Source organism: Streptomyces sp. NPDC059989 (assembly GCF_042736975.1).
Classification (GTDB): Bacteria; Actinomycetota; Actinomycetes; order Streptomycetales; family Streptomycetaceae; genus Streptomyces.
Genome location: NZ_JBHWUO010000001.1, coordinates 289,791 through 303,600, shown reverse-complemented (window position 1 = coordinate 303,600; position 13,810 = coordinate 289,791). Strand labels below are relative to the sequence as shown.

Annotated in this window: 14 protein-coding genes and 1 tRNA gene; 7 read left to right on the top strand and 8 right to left on the bottom strand. The window is 72.9% G+C overall.

The window, feature by feature from the left end:
* Window positions 1-100 precede the first annotated feature (100 nt).
* Together ACFWBN_RS01465 and ACFWBN_RS01460 are read right to left on the bottom strand one after the other, a co-directional pair.
* A complete protein-coding gene (locus ACFWBN_RS01465; protein ID WP_385168685.1) occupies window positions 101-1,261 on the bottom strand; it encodes an HTTM domain-containing protein in 1,161 nt (386 codons plus the stop codon).
* A complete protein-coding gene (locus ACFWBN_RS01460) occupies window positions 1,249-1,911 on the bottom strand; it encodes a DUF5819 family protein (protein ID WP_385168682.1) in 663 nt (220 codons plus the stop codon). The genes ACFWBN_RS01465 and ACFWBN_RS01460 overlap by 13 nt, the downstream gene beginning before the upstream one ends.
* Window positions 1,912-2,046: 135 nt before the next feature.
* On the opposite strand from ACFWBN_RS01460, the gene paaA reads away from it, so the two are divergent.
* The 6 genes from paaA to ACFWBN_RS01430 all read left to right on the top strand — a co-directional run bounded on the left by paaA (window position 2,047) and on the right by ACFWBN_RS01430 (window position 6,978).
* Window positions 2,047-3,132: a 1,2-phenylacetyl-CoA epoxidase subunit PaaA gene (gene paaA / locus ACFWBN_RS01455; protein WP_385168679.1), complete on the top strand. Its 1,086-nt coding sequence runs from the start codon at window positions 2,047-2,049 to the stop codon at window positions 3,130-3,132.
* Window positions 3,129-3,413, top strand: a complete 285-nt coding sequence (paaB, locus tag ACFWBN_RS01450; RefSeq protein ID WP_030009045.1) for a 1,2-phenylacetyl-CoA epoxidase subunit PaaB — start codon at window positions 3,129-3,131, stop codon at window positions 3,411-3,413. Before paaA ends, paaB begins: the two co-directional genes overlap by 4 nt.
* Window positions 3,410-4,135, top strand: a complete 726-nt coding sequence (gene paaC / locus ACFWBN_RS01445) for a 1,2-phenylacetyl-CoA epoxidase subunit PaaC (protein ID WP_385168676.1) — start codon at window positions 3,410-3,412, stop codon at window positions 4,133-4,135. Before paaB ends, paaC begins: the two co-directional genes overlap by 4 nt.
* On the top strand, window positions 4,129-4,635 hold the full coding sequence (paaD, locus tag ACFWBN_RS01440; protein ID WP_385168673.1) for a 1,2-phenylacetyl-CoA epoxidase subunit PaaD: 507 nt from the start codon (window positions 4,129-4,131) through the stop codon (window positions 4,633-4,635). The genes paaC and paaD overlap by 7 nt, the downstream gene beginning before the upstream one ends.
* The gene (locus ACFWBN_RS01435; RefSeq protein WP_385168670.1) at window positions 4,636-5,733 is read left to right on the top strand and encodes a 2Fe-2S iron-sulfur cluster-binding protein; all 1,098 of its coding nucleotides are present in this window, start codon (window positions 4,636-4,638) and stop codon (window positions 5,731-5,733) included.
* 102 nt (window positions 5,734-5,835) lie between these two features.
* A complete protein-coding gene (locus tag ACFWBN_RS01430) occupies window positions 5,836-6,978 on the top strand; it encodes an acyl-CoA dehydrogenase family protein (RefSeq protein ID WP_385168667.1) in 1,143 nt (380 codons plus the stop codon).
* 7 nt (window positions 6,979-6,985) lie between these two features.
* Here ACFWBN_RS01430 and ACFWBN_RS01425 read toward each other — a convergent pair whose 3' ends face one another.
* The 6 genes from ACFWBN_RS01425 to ACFWBN_RS01400 form a co-directional block, all read right to left on the bottom strand.
* Window positions 6,986-7,330, bottom strand: coding sequence for a rhodanese-like domain-containing protein (locus ACFWBN_RS01425; protein WP_385168664.1), 345 nt, complete (start codon window positions 7,328-7,330; stop codon window positions 6,986-6,988).
* Between the two features lie 229 nt (window positions 7,331-7,559).
* Window positions 7,560-8,396, bottom strand: a complete 837-nt coding sequence (locus ACFWBN_RS01420; RefSeq protein WP_385168661.1) for a hypothetical protein — start codon at window positions 8,394-8,396, stop codon at window positions 7,560-7,562.
* Window positions 8,397-8,531: 135 nt separating this feature from the next.
* On the bottom strand, window positions 8,532-9,986 hold the full coding sequence (locus tag ACFWBN_RS01415; RefSeq protein ID WP_385168658.1) for a DUF2252 domain-containing protein: 1,455 nt from the start codon (window positions 9,984-9,986) through the stop codon (window positions 8,532-8,534).
* A 51-nt stretch (window positions 9,987-10,037) separates the two neighbouring features.
* Entirely contained in the window at window positions 10,038-10,697 is a 660-nt protein-coding gene (locus ACFWBN_RS01410; RefSeq protein ID WP_385168655.1) for a response regulator, read from the bottom strand.
* 8 nt (window positions 10,698-10,705) lie between these two features.
* The gene (locus ACFWBN_RS01405; protein WP_385168933.1) at window positions 10,706-12,382 is read right to left on the bottom strand and encodes a sensor histidine kinase; all 1,677 of its coding nucleotides are present in this window, start codon (window positions 12,380-12,382) and stop codon (window positions 10,706-10,708) included.
* A 199-nt stretch (window positions 12,383-12,581) separates the two neighbouring features.
* Window positions 12,582-12,664 (bottom strand) — tRNA-Leu (locus ACFWBN_RS01400).
* A 293-nt stretch (window positions 12,665-12,957) separates the two neighbouring features.
* On the opposite strand from ACFWBN_RS01400, the gene ACFWBN_RS01395 reads away from it, so the two are divergent.
* Complete coding sequence (locus ACFWBN_RS01395) at window positions 12,958-13,803, top strand: FhaA domain-containing protein (protein ID WP_385168652.1); 846 nt, start codon at window positions 12,958-12,960, stop codon at window positions 13,801-13,803.
* The last annotated feature ends 7 nt before the right edge of the window (window positions 13,804-13,810 follow it).

The following is a 13,810-nucleotide window of genomic DNA, read 5'->3' as shown; positions in this document are numbered from 1 at the left end:
CGTTTGAGGAGCGGGTCCGGGGCGGAGCCCCGGATCTTTCAGCCTCGCCGGCGTTTGAGGCGCGGGGTACGGGGCGGAGCCCCGGGAGCGGCGGCGCCGCTCAGCGCACCACCGGCACCGGCTCCGCATCCACCGCCACAGGATCGGCAGCGGCCCGCCGCCCCGGCCGGAGGACGGCGACGCGGACGCCCAGCCACACCAGGAACCCCGTCGGCAGGAACACCGCGTCAGCGGCGATCATCGCCAGCGAGAAGAACGGCAGGCCCAGCAGCACCGCGATCCCGGCATGCTCCAGCATCATCACCGCCAGCAGCACGTTCTTGATCCGCCGGTTGAACAGCGTGAACGGAAACGCCACCTGCACCGCCACCGTCCCGTACGACAGCAGCATCACCACCGTCCCGCTGCCCGCCACCAGCGCCGACAGCCCCGGCCACGGCGTGAAGTAGTCCAGCCCCAGCGGGTAGTACAGCGCCGTCCCGTCCTGCCACCGCGAGCCCTGGATCTTGTACCAGCCCGCCGTCGCGTAGATCAGGCAGACCTCCGCCATGATCACCAGCATCCCCGCGTTGTGCAGCAGGTTCGCCAGGACGTCCAGGACCGCCCGCCCCTCGCCCTCGGCCTCGTAGCGGTCCACCAGCCACCACAGCCCGCAGACCACCCACAGCCCCGCGAAGACCGCCAGCCACCCGGCGCCGAACCGCCCCGTGGCCGCCCCGTACGCGAAGACCGCGCCCAGCACCGCCCACAGCACCGGCCCGGCCGCCCCCGCCGACGCGGAGCCCCGCAGCCGGGCCCGCCGCGCGTCCAGGGACCACACCTGGGCGCACCGCGTCAGCACCAGGTAGATCGCCATCAGGTGGATGACGTTGTCCCCGCCGTCCCCCATGAACACGCTGCGGTTCTGCAGCGCCAGCACCCCGATCATGAACACCACCGACGTGGCCCGCGTCCGCCACCCCAGCAGCAGCCCCGCGCTCGCCAGCACGGAGACGCCGTAGACGATCTCGAACCACAGCGTCGAGTCCGACCACATCAGCACCGAGAAGGCCCCGTTCGAGGCGATCAGCCGCTCCGCCAGCGCCCAGCTCCACGGCCCGTCCGGCCCGTACAGCTCGGCCCGGTGCGGGAACTCCCGCAGCAGGAAGAACAGCCAGGTCCCGGCGAAGCCGATCCGCACCACGGCGCTCTGGTACGGGCCCAGCGCCTGCCCGGTGACCTTCGCCAGCGCCCGCGCCGCCGAGGCCCTCACACCGTCCACCACGGCAGCTCCCGGTAGTACGTCTCGGTGTCGGTCGTCTCGTCGGTCCACTTCGGCGCGGCCACCGCCGTCGTCGCCGAGCGCAGCTGGATCCGCAGGATGTACCCGCCCCGGTGGTCCGGTCGCAGCCGGTCCAGCGCGATCCGCCGCAGGTACTGCTCGGACAGCTCGCCGCGCTCCCCGTTCGCGTTGTTGTCCTCGTCGTGGGAGCCGGTGAAGAAGTCCCAGGCCCGGCGGAGCTCGTTCTGCTCCGTGTGGCTCGGCAGCAGGCTGTGCCGGATGGCCGCGCCGTCCTCGGCGCTCAGGTCCCGCCAGTCGGTGGTGATGCGCTCGCCGGCCGCCGTGCGCACCTCGGCGCGCACCTCCACCGCGATGTTCTGCTGGAGCGGGTTGGGCGCGAAGAGCTTCCAGTTCTGTTCGAACTCGGGGTAGATCCACCCGTCGATCGTCTGCGCGTGCCGCTTGCTCACCGTGTTGGACGGGGCGACGTGCAGGAACACGAGGGCGAGGTGCCCGAAGGCCGCCACGGCGACGGCTCCGAGGGCCAGCGCGGCGACCACCCGGTACGGGGTGGACAGACCGGCGATCCCGGGCGCCCGAGGGGGTGCTGCGGCGCCCCCTTCGGCGGGCTCGTGCGCGTTCGAATCCATCCCGCCCCGATCGTCCGGCGTCCACAGGGTTGACCACAGAGGTTGACACCCTACGGGCCGTCGTCTCACCATTGAAGAGGATGAACCGAACGATCGGTCGGTCGGGCGGACAGCGGACTCTGACAGGGGGCCGGGATGGTGGCAGTGACCCCGGAAACGGGGCCGGACACGGCCCTCGGGACAGACAGGACGGATGGGACAGGGATGACGGCTGACCTGGGAGCACAGCTCGCGGCGGCCTTCGACGCGGCCGTCGCGGCGGAGGAGCGCGTGGAGCCGCGCGACTGGATGCCGGACGAATACCGCGCGTCCCTGGTCCGCCAGATGGCCCAGCACGCCCACTCCGAGATCATCGGCATGCAGCCCGAGGCCAACTGGATCACCCGCGCGCCCTCGCTGCGCCGCAAGGCGATCCTGATGGCCAAGGTGCAGGACGAGGCGGGCCACGGCCTGTACCTGTACAGCGCCGCCGAGACCCTGGGCACCAGCCGCGACGAGCTGCTCGACAAGCTCCACGCGGGCAAGCAGAAGTACTCCTCGATCTTCAACTACCCGACCCTGACCTGGGCGGACGTCGGCGCCATCGGCTGGCTCGTGGACGGCGCGGCGATCACCAACCAGGTGCCGATCTGCCGCTGCTCCTACGGGCCGTACGCGCGTGCCATGGTCCGGATCTGCAAGGAGGAGTCCTTCCACCAGCGCCAGGGTTTCGAGCTCCTCATGGCCCTCTCCCAGGGCACCGAGGCCCAGCACGCCATGGCGCAGGACGCGGTCGACCGGTGGTGGTGGCCCTCGCTGATGATGTTCGGCCCGCCGGACGACGAGTCGGCGCACTCGGCGCAGTCGATGGCCTGGCGGATCAAGCGGCACTCGAACGACGAGCTGCGCCAGCGGTTCGTGGACATCGCCGTCCCGCAGGCGGAGGCGCTGGGCCTGACCCTGCCCGACCCGGACCTGAAGTGGAACGAGGAGCGCGGGCACCACGACTTCGGCGCCATCGACTGGACGGAGTTCTGGAACGTGCTCAAGGGCAACGGTCCCTGCAACGAGCAGCGGATCGGCCAGCGGCGCACGGCCCACGAGGAAGGCGCCTGGGTGCGCGACGCAGCCGCGGCGTATGCGGAGAAGCAGGACGCCAAGCAGGCCGAGAAGCGGGCTGCGAAGCACGCGGCACAGCACGCCGGCGAGACCGCCGGACAGAACGAGGAGGCACGGGCATGACGCAGAACTGGCCACTGTGGGAGGTGTTCGTGCGCTCGCGGCGCGGCCTCTCGCACACGCACGCGGGAAGCCTGCACGCCCCCGACGCGGAGATGGCCCTGCGCAACGCCCGCGATCTCTACACCCGGCGCGGCGAAGGCATCTCGATCTGGGTGGTGCCCTCCACCGAGATCACCGCCTCCTCGCCCGACGAGCGGGACCCCTTCTTCGCCCCGTCCGCCGACAAGCCGTACCGGCACCCCACCTTCTATGACATCCCGGAGGGGGTGAGCCACCTGTGACCAGCACCGATGTCGCCCAGTCGGCGGCGCTGGCCCTCGGCGACGACGCGCTGATCCTCTCCCACCGCCTCGGCGAGTGGGCGGGTCACGCCCCCGTCCTGGAGGAGGAGGTCGCCCTCGCCAACATCGCCCTCGACCTCCTCGGCCAGGCCCGCCTCCTGCTGTCCATGGCCGGCGACGAGGACGAGCTGGCGTTCCTGCGCGAGGAGCGCTCCTTCCGCAACCTCCAGCTGGTGGAGCAGCCGAACGGCGACTTCGCCCACACCATCGCCCGCCAGCTCTACTTCTCCTTCTACCAGCACGAGCTCTACGGGGAACTGTCCCGCGGGGACGGCCCGTTCGCGCCGCTGGCGGCCAAGGCCGTCAAGGAGACCGCGTACCACCGCGACCACGCCGAGCAGTGGACCCTGCGCCTCGGCGACGGAACCGAGGAGAGCACGCGCCGCATGCGGGCCGCCCTGGACGCGCTGTGGAAGTACACCGGCGAGATGTTCGAGCCGGTGGAAGGCATCGACGGCGTGGACTGGGCCGCCCTGGAAGGGCGTTGGCTGGCCGCGCTGACCGACGTACTGGAGCGGGCCGGTCTCGCACTGCCCGAGGGGCCGCGCACCGGCGCCTGGGCGGCCGGAGCCGGTCGCCAGGGCCTGCACACCGAGCCGTTCGGCCGGCTGCTCGCCGAGATGCAGCACCTGCACCGCAGCCACCCGGGGGCGTCATGGTGACCGCCGGCGCCGCGATGACCCGCCTGGAGACGGAGCTGGCCGAGCTCGCCGGATCCGTCCCGGACCCCGAGCTGCCCGTGCTCAGCCTCGCCGAGCTCGGCGTCATGCGCGGGGTGCGGATGCACGAGGACGGGCACGTCGAGGTCACCCTCACCCCCACCTACACCGGCTGCCCCGCCATCGAGGCCATGTCCGCCGACATCGAGCGGGTCCTGACCGGGCACGGCATAGCGGACGTGCGGGTCACCACCGTGCTGGCCCCCGCCTGGTCCACCGACGACATCAGCGCCGAAGGCCGCCGCAAGCTCGCCGAGTTCGGCATCGCCCCGCCGCGCCCGCACGCGGCCGGCGGGCCGGTCCCCGTCACCCTGTCGGTCCGCTGTCCCCACTGCGGATCGACCGACACCGAACTGCTCAGCCGGTTCTCCTCCACCGCCTGCAAGGCGCTGCGCCGCTGCACCGCCTGCCGCGAACCGTTCGACCACTTCAAGGAGCTGTAGATGGCCGCACCCCGCCACGGCGCGTTCCACCCGCTGACGGTGGCGGCAGTCGACCGGCTCACCGACGACTCGGTCGCCCTGACGCTCCGGGTCCCCGAGGAACTGCGCGAGGACTACCGGCACGCCCCCGGCCAGCACCTGACCCTGCGCCGCACCGCCCCCGAGGGCGAGGAGGTCCGGCGCACCTACTCGATCTGCTCCCCCGCCCCGGCCCAGGACGGCCCGGGCCCGGCGGAGCTGCGGGTCGGCGTACGGCTGGTGGAGGGCGGCGAGTTCTCCACCTTCGCGCACAAGGAGATCACCGCCGGCGACGTGCTGGACGTCATGGTCCCGGCCGGCCGGTTCGTGCTGGAGCCGGCCGCCGCCCCGGCAGCCGGGCACTACGCGGCCATCGTCGGCGGCAGCGGGATCACCCCCGTGCTGTCGATCGCCGCCTCGCTGCTGGCGGCGCGGCCCGACGCCCGGTTCTGCCTCGTCCGCAGCGACCGTACGGCGGCGTCGACGATGTTCCTGGAGGAGGTCGCCGACCTCAAGGACCGCCATCCGGACCGGTTCCAGCTGGTGACGGTCCTCTCCCGGGAGGAGCAGGAGGCCGGCCTGCCGTCCGGACGCCTGGACCAGGAGCGGCTGACCGCCCTGCTGCCGGCGCTGCTGCCGGTCGCCGAGGTGACGGGCTGGTTCCTGTGCGGCCCCTACGGCCTGGTGCAGGGCGCGGAGCGGGCGCTGGCCGCGCTCGGCGTCGTACGGACCCGGGTGCACGAGGAGATCTTCCACGTCGAGGACACCACGGTGAAGGCCCCCGCGGCTGCCACGGCCCCCTCGCACGGGCGGGTCACCGCCCGCCTCGACGGGCGCTCCGGCACCTGGCCCGTCCGGGACGGGGAATCCCTGCTGGACGCGGTGCTCCGCAACCGCGCGGACGCCCCGTACGCCTGCAAGGGCGGCGTGTGCGGCACCTGCCGGGCGTTCCTGGTGACGGGCGAGGTCCGGATGGACCGGAACTTCGCGCTGGAGGCGGAGGAGACGGAGGCCGGGTTCGTGCTGGCCTGCCAGTCGCACCCGGTGACGGAGGAAGTGGAGATCGACTTCGACCGCTGAGTGCCCCGAGCCCGCTCCCTCCCTCCTCCCCCCTGTCCAATTTCAGGAACGTGTTCTATCTTGACGCACCGTCAGACCTGAATGCGCGCGGGAGGACAGGCAGTGGACTTCACCTTCACCGAGGAGCAGCAGGCGGCCGTCGAGGCGGCCCGGGCCGTGTTCGCGGACGTCGCGCCCGACGGCGTGCCCAGCCCCGCGCTCACCCCCGGGGCCGTCGCCGACGAGTTCGACCGCCCGCTGTGGGCCAAGCTCGCCGCCTCCGACCTGCTGAGCCTGGTCCTCGCCGAGGAGCACGGCGGCGCCGGCCTGGACGCCATCGCCCTGTGCCTGGTGCTGCGCGAGGCCGCCAAGGTGCTCGCCCGGGTACCGCTGCTGGAGCACTGCGCCACCGCCATGGCCGTCCAGGCCCACGGCAGCCCCGAACTGGCCGCCGCCCTGCTGCCCGGCGCCGGACGCGGCAGCCTCGTCCTGACCGCCGCCGCCCACGGCCGCACCGGCCACGACCCGGCCGAACTCGCCGTCACCGCCCGCCGCGACGGGACCGGATGGATCCTCGACGGGGCACAGACCGCGGTCCCCTGGGCGCACAACACCGACTGGATCGCCGTCCCGGCCCACACCGGCGAAGGCGAGGCCGTCCTCGCCCTCGTCCCGCGCACCACCGAGGGCCTGGCACTCGCCGACCAGTACTCCACCAGCGGGGAACGCCTCGCCGAACTGACCCTGGCCGGCGTACGGGTGCCGGACACGCACCTGATCGAGGCCCCCGGCGCATGGGAGCACCTGCGCCAGCTCCTGGCCACCGGGACCTGCGCGCTCGCGCTCGGCCTCGGCGAAAGCGTGCTCACCATGACCAGCCAGTACACCGGCAAGCGCGAGCAGTTCGGCTTCCCGGTGGCCACGTTCCAGGCCGTCGCCGTGCAGGCCGCCGACCGCTACATCGACCTGCGCGCCATGGAGGTCACCCTCTGGCAGGCCGCCTGGCGGCTCGACGCGGCCACCGACGGCGCCGGCGGCCCGCTCCCGAGCGCCGGCGACGTGGCGGTCGCCAAGATCTGGGCCTCGGAGGGCGTACGCCGGGTCGTACAGACCGCCCAGCACCTGCACGGCGGCTTCGGCGCCGACACCGACTACCCGTTGCACCGCTACCACGCCTGGGCCAAGCAACTGGAACTCCAGCTCGGCCCGGCCGCCGCCCACGAGGAGGCCCTGGGCGACCTGCTGGCCGCCCACCCCCTCGCCTGACGGGGACCTACAGCACGAAGGCCGGGTTCCCGCTGTCCGCCACCATCGGGCGCCCGGCACCGTCCCACGCCTGCATCCCGCCGTCGATGTTCACGGCGTCGACGCCCTGGCGCACCAGGTACTGGGTGACCTGCGCGGAACGCCCGCCCACCCGGCACATCACGTGCACCCGCCGACCGTCCTCGACGGCCTCGGTCAGCTCACCGAACCGGGCGACGAAGTCGCTCATCGGAATGTGCAGAGCCCCCTCGACATGCCCGGCAGCCCATTCGTCGTCCTCCCGGACGTCAAGGACAAAGCCTTCGGAGGGCACCGCGGCGGCGTCCACCGAGGGAAGCGGTCCGAAGTTCATAGTGTGGTCGCCTTCTCTCGTAACAGATCTCTTGCCAACCTATCCGACCCCGAATCCAGCCCTACACCGGCAAATCCAGCCTCGCCGGCGTTTGAGGCGTGGGGTCCGGGGCGGAGCCCCGAATCTTGTGCCCGCACCCGTGCCCTCGGCCGGGGCCAGATCCAGCCCCGCCGGCGTTTGAGGCGCGGGGTCTGGGGCGGAGCCCCAGGAGCCCGGGCGCAGCCCGACCTCACCCCGCGGCAGCGGCCCGCTCCGCGGCCAGCTCGGCCTCCCGCTCGGAGACCTGCGCAAGCAACTGCTCCGCGATCTCCTCCAGCAGCCGATCCGGATCCTCCGGCGCCATCCTCAGCATCGACCCGATCGCACTGTCCTCCAGCTCCCGCGCGACCAGCGCCAACAGCTCCTTGCGCCGCGCCAGCCACTCCAGCCGGGCATAGAGCTCCTCGCCCTCGCTCGGCGCCGCCTCCTCGGGAGCCGGACCGGCCGCCCACTCCTCGGCCAGGTCGCGCAGCAGTTGCTCCTCGCCCCGCCCGTACGCGGCGTTCACCCGCGCGATGAAGGCGTCCCGCCGCCCCCGCTCCGCCTCGTCCTGGGCCAGGTCCGGATGGGCCTGGCGGACCAGCTCGCGGTACAGGCGGCGGACCTCCTCCGTGGGCCGCACCCGCTCCGGCGGCCGCACGGGCCGCTCGGTGAGCATCGAGGCCGCGTCGTCGGCGATCCCGTCCGAGTCCATCCAGTCGTGGAACAGCTCGTCGACCCCGGGCATCGGCATGACCAGCGAGCGCGCGTCCCGCGCCCGCCGCAGGTCCTCGGGATCCCCGGTGCGCGCCGCCCTCGCCTCGGCGATCAGCGCGTCCAGTTCGTCGAGCCGCGAGTACATCGGCCCGAGCTTCTGGTGGTGCAGGCGGGAGAAGTTCTCCACCTCGACCCGGAAGGTCTCCACCGCGATCTCGAACTCGATCAGCGCCTGCTCGGCGGCCCGTACGGCCCGCTCCAGACGTGCTTCGGGACGCTCAGCCGTCTCAGGCTGCTCGGTCTTGTCAGGCTGCTCGGTCTGCTCGCTCACCCGGCCAGCCTACGGCCCACCCGCCCGGGCCCTGTTTCACGTGAAACATCGCCCGGGCGGAACCCCACCGAACCCACCGACCCCGCCGAACCCACCAAACCCTCCGAACCCTCCGAGCCCGCCGCAGGCGACCGGTCAGACCCCGAACTCCGCGGCGATCCTGCCGCCCCGCACCGCCGCCACCAGATCGGCGTGATCGGCCTCGGTCCGGTCGGCATAGGCCACCGCGAAGGCGGCCATCGCCTCGTCCAGCTCCTCGTTCTTCCCGCAGTACCCGGCCAGCAGCCGCGGATCGGCACTGTGCGCGTGCGCCCGGGCCAGCAGGGCCCCGGTCATCCGGCCGTAGTCGTCGAGCTGGTCGACGGCCAGCGCCGCCGGGTCCACGCTGCCCTTGCGGTTGCGGAACTGCCGCACCTGGAAGGGCCGGCCCTCCACCGTGGTCCAGCCCAGCAGGATGTCCGAGACCACCTGCATCCGCTTCTGCCCGGCCACCACCCGCCGGCCCTCGTGCTCCTCCGCCGGAGAGGTGAAGCCCAGCGCGGGCAGGTGCGGCAGCAGCACCGAGGGCCGCGCCTCCTTCACCTGGAGCACCAGCGGCTCGCCCCGGTGGTCCAGCAGCAGCACCACGTACGAACGGGTTCCGACGCTCCCGGTGCCCACCACGCGGAAGGCCACGTCGTGGATCGCGTACCGGGCCAGCAGCGGCAGCCGGTCGCCCGGGAGGGTCTCCAGGTACGGGCCCAGCGCGGCCGCCACGGCCGCCGCCTCCCCGTCCCCGACCCGCCGCAGCACGGGCAGCGCGTCGACGAAGCGGCGGCCGCCGTCCGGCCCGGCCTCGGTGGACTTGGCCGCGAACCGGGCGGAGGTGTTGTTGCGGGCCTTCTCCGAGACCCGCTCCAGGGTGCCCAGCAGATCGCGGGCATCGGTGTGCGAGACGAGCTCCTCGTCCGCGATGGCGTTCCACGCGTCGAGCGCGGGCAGCTTGGCCAGCAGCCGCATGGTCCGCCGGTACGCGCCCACGGCGTCCAGCGCGGCCGCCCGGCAGGTGTCCTCGTCCGCGCCGACCACCCGCCCGGCCAGCACCAGCGAGGTCGTCAGCCGCTTCACGTCCCACTCCCACGGACCGAACACGGTCTCGTCGAAGTCGTTCAGGTCGATGACGAGGCGGCCGCGCGCATCCCCGTACAGCCCGAAGTTCGCCGCGTGCGCGTCGCCGCAGATCTGCGCGCCGACCCCGGTCACCGGGCCGCCGGACAGGTCGTGGGCCATCAGCCCGGCCGCCCCGCGCAGGAAGGCGAAGGGGTTCGCGGCCATCCGGCCCACCCGTATCGGCGCCAGCTCGGGAACCCGTCCGGCATTGGACTCCTCCACCGCCCGCACGGCGTCCGGGCGTCCGGCCGGCGCCTCGAAGGCGGCGTGTGCCGACCGCGGCACGCGGCCGCGCAGCGCCTTGCCCGCCTCCCTCGGAGAGCCCTTGGGCGATCCCTGCGCGGAACCCACCGCGGACCTCGCCGCGGAACCCGCCGCCACCCGGGGCACGAACCCCGCCACCACCGGTATCCGCTGCCCCGCCACCGCTACCGCCGTCATCCGCCCCGCCCCTGCCCGTACGTGATCGCCTGTGGAACGGGCTGACCGTATCTACAGCCCGGCGTCCCTGGCCAGCAGCGCCGCCTGGACCCGGTTCTCGCACCCCAACTTCGCAAGGATGCGGCTCACATACGTCTTCACAGTCGCCTCGCTCATGTGCAGCCGCCGGCCCGCGTCCGCGTTGGACAGCCCCTCTCCCAGCAGCGCCAGCACCCCGCGCTCCCGCTCGCTCAGCTCCGCGACCTGGCGCCGGGCCTCCTCGCCCCGTCCGACGGCCTTGCCCGAGGCCAGTTGGTCCACCACGTGCCGGGTCGCCGCCGGCGAGAGGTACGCGTCCCCGGCCGCGGCGGCCCGGACGGCGCCGATCAGCTCGCCGGGCGCCGTGTCCTTCAGCAGGAAGCCCGCACCGCCCTGACCCAGCGCCCGCAGAACGTTCTCCTTCTCGCCGAAGGTGGTCAGGATCAGCGTCCGCACCTCCGGCGCGGCCCGCCCCAGCTCCCCCAGCGCGGTCAGCCCGTCCATCACCGGCATCTGGATGTCCAGCAGCACCACGTCGGGCGCGTGCGCGCGGGCCAGGTCCACGGCCTCCCTGCCGTTCGTCGCCTCCGCGACGACCTCGATGTCCTGCGCCGAGGTCAGGATCATCCTGATCCCGGCCCGGATCAGCGGCTCGTCATCAGCGATCACCACTCGGATCACCTTGGCTGTCACCCGCGCTCCTACTGCTTGACCTCGTATGCCTGCTTGTCCACGAGCTTGCCGTCCTTGAAGCAGAACCGGAAAACCGTATCCGTGGCCAGATCCGGCGAGTCCTCGGACGACAGCAGCGCCAGACACGTCGTGCCCGCCGGCCGCTCGGGGCCCTTGCGGTCCACCCCCGCCGTCAGGATGCTGTCCCCGTCCGGCAGCCGCTCGCGCACCGCCGTCTCGGACTCGCCCAGCTGCACCTCGTCGAACTCGGCCCGGTCGATCATCGCGTTGTTCACCGAGCCCACCAACAGCGCCACCCCGGCGCCGATCACGATCACCAGCAGCACCACCGCCGCGAAGGCGATCCCGCAGCCCAGCGCGATCCCCCCGGTCCGGCTGCGCGCCCGCCCGGCCAGCTCCCGGTCCACCGCCGCCCAGTCCATCGGCGGCGCACCCTGCAGACCCAGCGCATGGGGACGCGCCTGCTGCCCGAAGTCGTCGGCCACGTCCTCCACCAGCCCGGCCGGCTCCGCCCCGTACGGGAGCACGCCCGCCACCCGGAAGCCGCCGCCCTCCGCCGTGCCCGCGTAGACCATCCCGCCGACCAGCCGCGCCCGCTCGCGCAGCCCCGTCAGTCCCTGCCCGCCCGACACCACCTCACCGGCGGGCGGAGCGGCCGCGGGCCCGTTGGCGATCTCCACCACCAGCGAGTCGTCCTCGTACCGCAGCTCCACCGTGATCGGCGCCCCCGGAGCGTGTTTGTAGGCGTTGGTCAGCGCCTCCTGGACGATCCTGTACGCCGCGTGGTCGCAGGCCGCGACCAGCGGCCTCGGCTGCCCCGCGGTGGTCATCCGCACATCGGTCCCCGAGCCCCGCGCCGCCTCCACGACCCCCGCGATGCCGGCCACCCCGCGCGCCGCGGGCTGCGCCTCCTCCACCGGGTCCGGCGCCTCCACGCCGTCGCGCAGGATGCCGACGACCTCGCGCAGTTCGTGCATCGCCGACACCGAGGCCTGCCGCAGCACGCCCACCGCCTCGCGCTGGCGGTCGGTGAGCTCCGGATCCACCTCCAGCGCACCGGTGTGCACGGCGATCAACGCCAGCTGGTGTCCGAGGCTGTCGTGCATGTCCTGGGCGATCCGCTGCCGCTCGCGCAGCCTCGCCTGCCCCTCGACCATGGTCCGCTCGCGCAGCAGCTGCCCGTTGCGCTCCTGGAGCGCGCGCAGCAGCGTCCGGCGCTGCGACCAGTACCGGCTGGCCAGACCCGGCATGACCGTCATCGCCAGGTACATCAGCGTGGAGAACACGATCACCAGCAGGGTCCGCTGGAGCGACCACTGGTCCCACACGCTGAAGCCCACCGCCGCGACGAAGGCCAGCGTGAAGGCGGCCAGCGCCCGGCCCACCCCGACGATCCTGCGCCCCGCCGACCAGCCCAGCAGCCCGGTGACGAGGAACACCCCGGGCATCACGGCCCCCGCGGCCGACCCGAGCACCAACGTGGCCGCCGGCAGCCGACGGCGCAGCAGCGTCAGCGCGACGGCGACCACGGCGCCCAGCACCATCCGCCGCCCGGACCCGTTGCCGAGCTCCTCCACCCCCAGCCCGAGCACGGCGAATATCCCGCCGAGCGCCAGGTCCCCCACGAGCATCCGCCGGGTCCAGGGCTCGGGCCCCCTCAGCCAGTCCCACCCGTCCCGCGCCATCGCCTTCGCATCCACGCGACCGACCCTAGACACCCGCCCCCGCCCCCGACCGCCCTCTTTCGTCGCGCCTCCCACGACGAAAGTCGGACGGCCGACCGCCGGCCACGTGTCCTGGATCACCCACCGCACAACGGCAGATGGGCCGGGAAAACACGAATCGGCCGCCACCGCTTGCGCGATGACGACCGATTCGTCGATGTGGGCGAGGGGGGATTTGAACCCCCACGTCCCGAAGGACACTGGCACCTGAAGCCAGCGCGTCTGCCGTTCCGCCACTCGCCCGAGCAGCGTCCCAGTGGTTCTTCCCTTTCGGGCCGTTCCCCTGGCGACGTCGAAACATTAGCACGGCGGGCGGGGTGGTTTCACATCGCTTTCCCGGCACCCCCGCACCCCTCTGAGCACCGGCCCCTCCCGTACTCCCCGCCCGGTGCGGGACACTGTCCCTGGAGCGCCCCTACGATCCTTGTGAGGACCAACACTCGTCCACGCAGGACCGATGGGGAACCACCCGAATCCGCCACGCGTGGATACGATCAGTAAGCAGTACAGGGCGACAACGACGGAGGAGGTGCCCCATGGGAGTTCTGAAGCGGTTCGAGCAGCGACTCGAAGGTCTGGTGAACGGCACCTTCGCCAAGGTGTTCAAGTCCGAGGTCCAGCCGGTGGAGATCGCCGGAGCCCTCCAGCGGGAGTGCGACAACAACGCCACCATCTGGAACCGCGAGCGGACCGTCGTCCCCAACGACTTCATCGTCGAGCTCAGCGCCGGCGACTACGATCGCCTCAGCCCCTACTCCGGGCAGCTGGGCGACGAGCTCGCGGGCCTCGTCCGCGACTACGCCAAGCAGCAGCGCTACTCCTTCATGGGCCCCATCAAGGTCCACCTGGAGAAGGCCGACGACCTCGACACCGGGCTCTACCGGGTCCGCAGCCGCACCCTCGCCTCCAGCACCTCCCAGCCGCAGGCGGGACAGGGTCAGGCACCCCAGAACCAGCAGCAGGGCGGATACGGGTACCCCCCGGTCGCCGCCCCGCCCATGCCCGCCGGCCCGCCCCCGGGCGGACCCGGCGGATCCGGCGCGCGCAGGCCGGTCGCGGCCGGGCCCGGCCCGGTCGCACCCGTACCGTCCGCAGGCGCCCCGCGGCGCCACTGGATCGAGATCAACGGCACCCGCCACCAGATCTCGCGCCCCACGCTCGTACTCGGCCGAAGCACCGAAGCCGACGTGCGGATCGACGACCCCGGCGTCTCGCGCCGGCACTGTGAGATCCGGACCGGAACGCCCTCGACGATCCAGGATCTCGGGTCCACCAACGGCATCGTGGTGGACGGGCAGCACACCACCCGCGCTACGCTCCGCGACGGCTCGCGGATCGTCGTGGGCAGCACGACCATCATTTACCGGCAAGCCGAAGGGTGAAGCGGGG

What these genes read in the sequence shown, in the direction of transcription:
- ACFWBN_RS01460 (WP_385168682.1), bottom strand. Translation starts at nt 1,911, where the DNA reads ATGGATTCGAACGCGCACGAGCCCGCCGAAGGGGGCGCCGCAGCACCC.
- paaA (WP_385168679.1), top strand. Translation starts at nt 2,047, where the DNA reads ATGGTGGCAGTGACCCCGGAAACGGGGCCGGACACGGCCCTCGGGACA.
- paaB (WP_030009045.1), top strand. Translation starts at nt 3,129, where the DNA reads ATGACGCAGAACTGGCCACTGTGGGAGGTGTTCGTGCGCTCGCGGCGC.
- paaD (WP_385168673.1), top strand. Translation starts at nt 4,129, where the DNA reads ATGGTGACCGCCGGCGCCGCGATGACCCGCCTGGAGACGGAGCTGGCC.
- ACFWBN_RS01435 (WP_385168670.1), top strand. Translation starts at nt 4,636, where the DNA reads ATGGCCGCACCCCGCCACGGCGCGTTCCACCCGCTGACGGTGGCGGCA.
- ACFWBN_RS01425 (WP_385168664.1), bottom strand. Translation starts at nt 7,330, where the DNA reads ATGAACTTCGGACCGCTTCCCTCGGTGGACGCCGCCGCGGTGCCCTCC.
- ACFWBN_RS01415 (WP_385168658.1), bottom strand. Translation starts at nt 9,986, where the DNA reads ATGACGGCGGTAGCGGTGGCGGGGCAGCGGATACCGGTGGTGGCGGGG.
- ACFWBN_RS01405 (WP_385168933.1), bottom strand. Translation starts at nt 12,382, where the DNA reads ATGGCGCGGGACGGGTGGGACTGGCTGAGGGGGCCCGAGCCCTGGACC.
- ACFWBN_RS01395 (WP_385168652.1), top strand. Translation starts at nt 12,958, where the DNA reads ATGGGAGTTCTGAAGCGGTTCGAGCAGCGACTCGAAGGTCTGGTGAAC.